Raw genomic sequence first — 5,845 nt, forward strand, 5'->3', positions numbered from 1 at the left:
TACTGGTTTTGGGATCCTGTTGAAAATGTTTCGTTTATGCCTTGGCTTTCAGGAACAGCTCTTTTACATTCTATTCTCGTTCTCGAAAAACGAGAAATATTAAAAAGTTGGACTTTATTTTTGGCGCTGCTAACTTTTTCTCTTTCTTTAATGGGAACTTTTCTTGTTCGTTCGGGACTTTTAGTTTCTGTTCATAGCTTTGCTATTGATCCAGCACGGGGGCAGGCAATTCTTGCACTTTTATTTTTCTTTACGGGAGTGTCTTTTCTTCTTTTTGCTTTGCGTATCCCTATTTTTAAAACAGAAAGATTTTTTCAACCAATTTCGCGTGAAGGATTTATTGTTTTAAATAACTTGTTATTCATAACAATAACAGCAACCGTATTGATTGGTACGCTCTATCCTTATTTTATTGAGATGTTCACAGGGCAAAAAATTTCTGTAGGAGCTGCTTTTTTTAATCTTACCTGTGGACCGCTCATGCTTTTGCTGTTGTTGTTTGTTCCATTTGGGTCAATGATGGCATGGAAACGCGGTGATTTTCTCGCAGTTTTTGAACGGTTGTGGTTTGTTTTTGTATTGGTTAGTATCATCTGTTTTATAACATTTTACGCGATATCGTTGCATGATATTTTTGCAGTTTTAGGCATTGGGCTTTCAGCATTTGTTTTTTTAGGCAGTTTAGCAAATCTGTGGGGAAAGAGTGGATATGGCAAGACAAATTTTTCAGTATGCGTGAAGAGATTTTTGCGATTGCCATGGTCTGTTTTTGGTGCTGCAATGGCACATATGGGATTAGGCGTTACATTATTTGGCATTGTTTGTGTGGCCAATTTGGGGCAAGAACGTATTTTAACCATGAATATAGGAGATAGGGTGACAATAGCGGATAAAACTCTTTATTTTGATGCAGTGCATGATGGTGTTGGTTCAAATTATTCGGCAATGGAGTTTTATTTTAAAGTATATGAAAATAAAAATATTGTTGGTTATGTAACAGCCTCAAAGCGATTTTATTCAAGTCAAAATACATCAACAACGGAAGTTGGTCTTCAAAATCATGGCTTATCGCAGCTCTATATTGTACCGGGACATATCGATAATCGGGGTCTTGTTGTGCACATATGGTGGAAGCCTTATGTAATATGTATTTGGTTAGGGGCTTTCATAATGGCTATGGGAGGATGTCTTTCTCTTCTGGGGTATTGGTTTCGCATTGGCGTGTACCACAGGGTGCTGCGTGCTTTAAATTTGGGGAGAAGACATTGAGATGAAAAAATTTTATTGGATTTTATTTTTTTTAATGGCAGCGTACCCTTTTCGATTAGCTACAGCAGTAGAGCCGGATGAGATTTTAAAGGATACAACTCTTGAAGCGCGCGCACGAGATATTTCATCGCGTTTGCGTTGTCCTGTTTGCCAAAATCAATCAATTGATGATTCAGATGCTGCTTTAGCACGTGATTTACGGCTTTTCGTTCGGGAAAGATTAAAAATGGGGTATAGCAATCAGCAAGTCATTGACTTTCTTGTTGAACGATATGGTGAATTTATTCTCTTGAAACCACCCTTAAATAAAACAACTTGGTTTTTATGGTTTTCGCCTTTGATAATTATCATCATTGGTGTCAGTGTCATATTTTTCCAGTTAAGACGGTATAATCGTGAAAAAATAATGGATTATGTGAATGAAAAAGAACAATCAAAAATGCCATTGCATTAAAAATGATGTACATATAAAGAAAAAATTCAGATTATCTGCAATGAACATTCAACCTTATTGTATTATATTGGGGAATACTGAAACCTTACAAAATTTTAATAATTTAGACACAAAACGGTAAGGTCTGGTATTTTATAAGTTATCAAAATTGGGATAAAGGAATGATTGAATAGGAGCATAGAATAAATGTTAAAAAAAACATTCTTTAAAACATTTGTTGCAGTAAGTTTTTCCGCAGTATTGGAGAGTGCACTGTTTTTTAGTGGATGTACATCAAGCTTGTGGACGACAAAAGCTCATGCAAGTTCTGTATTGACTTCGTTAATACCACAACAGGGATTTGCAGATATCGTTGCTCAAGTGAAGCCGGCAGTTGTTGCAGTACAAGTAAAGAGCAATAAAAAGAAAAAAGATTGGTTCTTTAGCAACTTTTTTAGTGGTCCGGGTATTGATCAATTACCAGATCAACACCCTTTGAAAAGGCTTTTTAAAGAGTTTTATGATCTTGATAAACCTAAAAATAATTTTCCCAATCATTCGCAGCGACTCCGCCCTGTCGCTTTTGGATCGGGTTTTTTTATTTCGTCTGATGGTTACATTGTGACCAATGATCATGTAATTTCAGAGGGAACAAGTTATTCTGTTGTTCTTGATGATGGTACAAAATTGAATGCAAAGCTCATTGGGAAAGACCCCAAAACCGACCTTGCCGTACTAAAAGTAAATGATAACAGGAAATTTTCCTATGTTGATTTTGGAGATGATTCAAAGCTTCGTGTTGGAGATTGGGTTGTTGCCATTGGAAATCCATTTGACCTTGGTGGAACTGTAACAGCAGGGATTGTTTCAGCGCGCGGACGTGATATTGGCACGGGTGTCTATGATGATTTTATTCAGATTGATGCTGCTGTTAATAGAGGAAACTCTGGTGGACCAACCTTTGATCTTAATGGAAAAGTTGTTGGGGTTAATACAGCAATTTTTTCTCCTTCTGGAGGAAACGTTGGGATAGCTTTTGCTATTCCGGCAACGACTGTCAAACAGGTTGTACAGCAACTTATCGAAAAAGGTTCAGTTCAGCGTGGTTGGTTAGGCGTTCAGATTCAGCCGGTAACAAAGGAGATTTCTGATTCAATAGGTCTAAAAGAAGCAAAAGGCGCTTTGGTTACTGATCCGTTAAAAGGACCAGCAGAAAAGGCTGGTATTAAGGCTGGTGATGTCATTATTTCAGTGAATAATGAAAAGGTTGCCGATGCGCGTGAGTTAGCGAGACGTATTGCAAATATTAAACCAGGAGAAACGGTTGATATAGGGATTTGGAGATCAGGTAAAGAGAAGAATATCAAAGTCAAACTTGCTTCAATGTCTGAAGATGAAAGTAAGGAAGAGGGTTCAAAATATTCAAGTGGACGCGGTGATTTAGATGAAACATTGGAAGATTATGGTTTGATTGTTATTCCTTCTGATGATGGTGTAGGGTTGGTTGTAACCGATGTAGATTCCGATTCAGATGCAGCAGATAAAGGGATACGCCCTGGTGATATCATTGTGACAGTGAATAATAAACCGGTTAAACGAGTCTCTGATATTATTAGCACAATCGAAAATGCTCAGCAGTTAGGACGAAAAGCTATACTCTTACAAGTGCGAACAAATGATCAAAATCGTTTTGTTGCTCTTCCAATTTTCAAAAAATAAAGCTTTGGTTTTAGGACAAATGTTTATTAAAATTTGTCCTAAAACACACTAAAATAATGGAGATGCGTTTTATGAAGATACTCGTTATTGAAGATGATCATGAGACGGGGCGTTATCTCGAAAAAGCTTTTTTGGAAGTAGGGCATTCTGTTGATGTGGCTTATGATGGAGATACGGGATATACTCTAGCGACCACGGAAAATTATGACGTTATGGTTATTGATCGAATGCTTTTGCATCGCGATGGTCTTTCTATTATTGCTGAATTGCGTGCTAAAGGCAATGAAACACCGGTTCTTATTCTGTCGGCATTAGGGCAAGTTAATGATCGTGTCACGGGGTTGCGTGCAGGGGGAGATGATTATTTGACAAAGCCTTATGCTTTTTCTGAACTTCTTGCGCGTGTTGAAGTGTTACAACGGCGGAAGAATCCTAAAGAAGCAGAAACTGTTTATTGCGTAAGTAATCTCGAGCTTGATCGGTTGGCACATACAGTAAAACGGGGAGATAGAAACATCCTATTGCAACCGCGAGAGTTTCGTTTACTTGAATATTTAATGCGATATGCGGGGCAAGTTGTTACACGCACTATGCTTTTGGAAAATGTTTGGGATTACCATTTTGATCCACAAACAAATGTTATTGATGTTCATATATCCCGTTTGAGAGCCAAAATTGAAAAAGATTTTGATGTTCCACTTCTCCATACCGTACGTGGAGCTGGATATATGCTGAAAGCGCCAGATAATAAAGCATGAATCGTTTGATTAATATAATGCGCACGACAGCGTTAAGGCTTTCAGCACTTTATATTTTATTGTTTGGATTGGTAGCAACAGGGCTTTCTATTTATATGACAGCCTTTTCTGTTTCATTGTTAACAAAGCAAACTGAAAAGGCTTTACATGAAGAATTAAAGTATATTGAAAATGCTTATAATTATGGGGGGCTATCTTTATTAATGCGCACTATTAATTATCGTTCAAGACAACCAGGTGCATTTCTTTATCTTGTCACGGATCCTATGGGGCGTATTTTAGCAGGAAATGTCGCACGTATTGAATTAGGCCTTTTGAATCAGAGCGGTTTTATTTCTACCTCTTTTTTGTATTCCCGTTTTGGAGAACCTGGCAAAACAAGTGAACATCGCGCTTTGGCAGTTGTTGTTGATTTGCCTAATGCTATGAAGATTCTTATCGGACGCGATTTGGATGAGCCAGAACGTTTTGCGGCGGTTATTCATAAAGCTGTAATCATTGCACTTGCTGCAATGGTTGGGGGGGCTTTACTCATATGGTTTTTTGTTGGCAGGAGGGCTTTACAAAGGATTGATCACGTAACGGCTGCATCACAGCGTTTGATGAATGGTGATTTCAGTGGGCGTTTACCTGTTTCTGGAGTAGGGGATGAGTTTGATCGACTGTCAACTAATCTTAATGTTATGTTAGATCGCATTGAAGAGTTAAATATTGGTTTGCGTCAAGTATCAGATAATATTGCTCATGATCTAAAAACACCGTTAACACGCCTTAGAAATCGTGCTGAAGAGGCGCTTTCAGGAAATAAAACAAAGCTTGAATATCGTCAGGTACTTGATAGTGTTATTGCTGAATCAGATCAACTTATTCGTACATTTAATGCAATTTTAATGATTTCACGCATTGAAGCGAGCAGTGCAATTGAGCATCTTGAGATGATGAATATGAAATTGATCCTTGAAGATGCTATTGAACTTTACGAACCTTTTGCTGAAGAGTCAGGTGTTTTACTTCAGTTGGGGGATATATTTGATAAAGAGCTTAAATTGAATCGTGAGCTTGTTGCGCAATCAATTTTTAATCTTATAGATAATGCGATTAAATATGCGCCTAAAGGTGGAAGGAAAGCAAAAGTTTGCTTATCAATGGAATATCGTGATGAACATTTATTAGTTGTTGTGAGCGACAATGGACCAGGAATAGCAGAGGATAAACGTGAAAAAGTAACAGAACGATTTGTTCGTCTTGAAGAAAGTCGTACACAAGCTGGTTTTGGGATTGGTTTAAGTATAGCAAAAGCAGTTATGAAGCTTCATGGCGGTGAATTGTTACTTGAAGATGCAAATCCAGGGCTCAGGGCTGTTTTGTTATTTCCTTAAAGATATTTTTCTTCATTTTTCTCTTTTCATATGTAACAACTATTTTAAAAGTATAATGCAATAGAAAGGAAGAAAAAATGCTTTTCAAGGGAGCACAGACGAAACAAGCTTTTTTAAAAACACCGCTTCTTTCTTTATGCCCTCTCGATAAAAGTAGTTCCCAATGGCTAAAAGATATGGAAGAACAAGCAAGGAAAGAAGGTTTAGAACCGCTTGTTTCCATCATTTCAGAGAGTGGAACGCAGATTGATTTTATCAGTTCGGTTATGACCTTATCTCCTTTTTTG

At 37.6% G+C, this 5,845-nt stretch carries 6 protein-coding genes; all 6 read left to right on the forward strand.

The window, feature by feature from the left end; translation table 11 throughout:
- The coding region (locus ACFIO3_RS07570) for a heme lyase CcmF/NrfE family subunit (protein ID WP_375704272.1) at window positions 1-1,269 on the forward strand (1,269 nt) is incomplete at its 5' end.
- A gap of 1 nt (window position 1,270) precedes the next feature.
- Window positions 1,271-1,723: a cytochrome c-type biogenesis protein CcmH gene (locus tag ACFIO3_RS07575; RefSeq protein ID WP_375607778.1), complete on the forward strand. Its 453-nt coding sequence runs from the start codon at window positions 1,271-1,273 to the stop codon at window positions 1,721-1,723.
- Between the two features lie 186 nt (window positions 1,724-1,909).
- Entirely contained in the window at window positions 1,910-3,421 is a 1,512-nt protein-coding gene (locus tag ACFIO3_RS07580; protein ID WP_375607777.1) for a Do family serine endopeptidase, read from the forward strand.
- Between the two features lie 71 nt (window positions 3,422-3,492).
- Entirely contained in the window at window positions 3,493-4,179 is a 687-nt protein-coding gene (locus tag ACFIO3_RS07585) for a winged helix-turn-helix domain-containing protein (RefSeq protein WP_375607776.1), read from the forward strand.
- Window positions 4,176-5,558, forward strand: coding sequence for a sensor histidine kinase (locus tag ACFIO3_RS07590; protein WP_375607775.1), 1,383 nt, complete (start codon window positions 4,176-4,178; stop codon window positions 5,556-5,558). The genes ACFIO3_RS07585 and ACFIO3_RS07590 overlap by 4 nt, the downstream gene beginning before the upstream one ends.
- Before the next feature lie 77 nt (window positions 5,559-5,635).
- Window positions 5,636-5,845 (forward strand): hypothetical protein (locus ACFIO3_RS07595; protein WP_375704273.1); only part of this gene is annotated, 210 nt, incomplete at its 3' end.

It is taken from the genome of Bartonella sp. AD328YNZD, assembly GCF_042196425.1.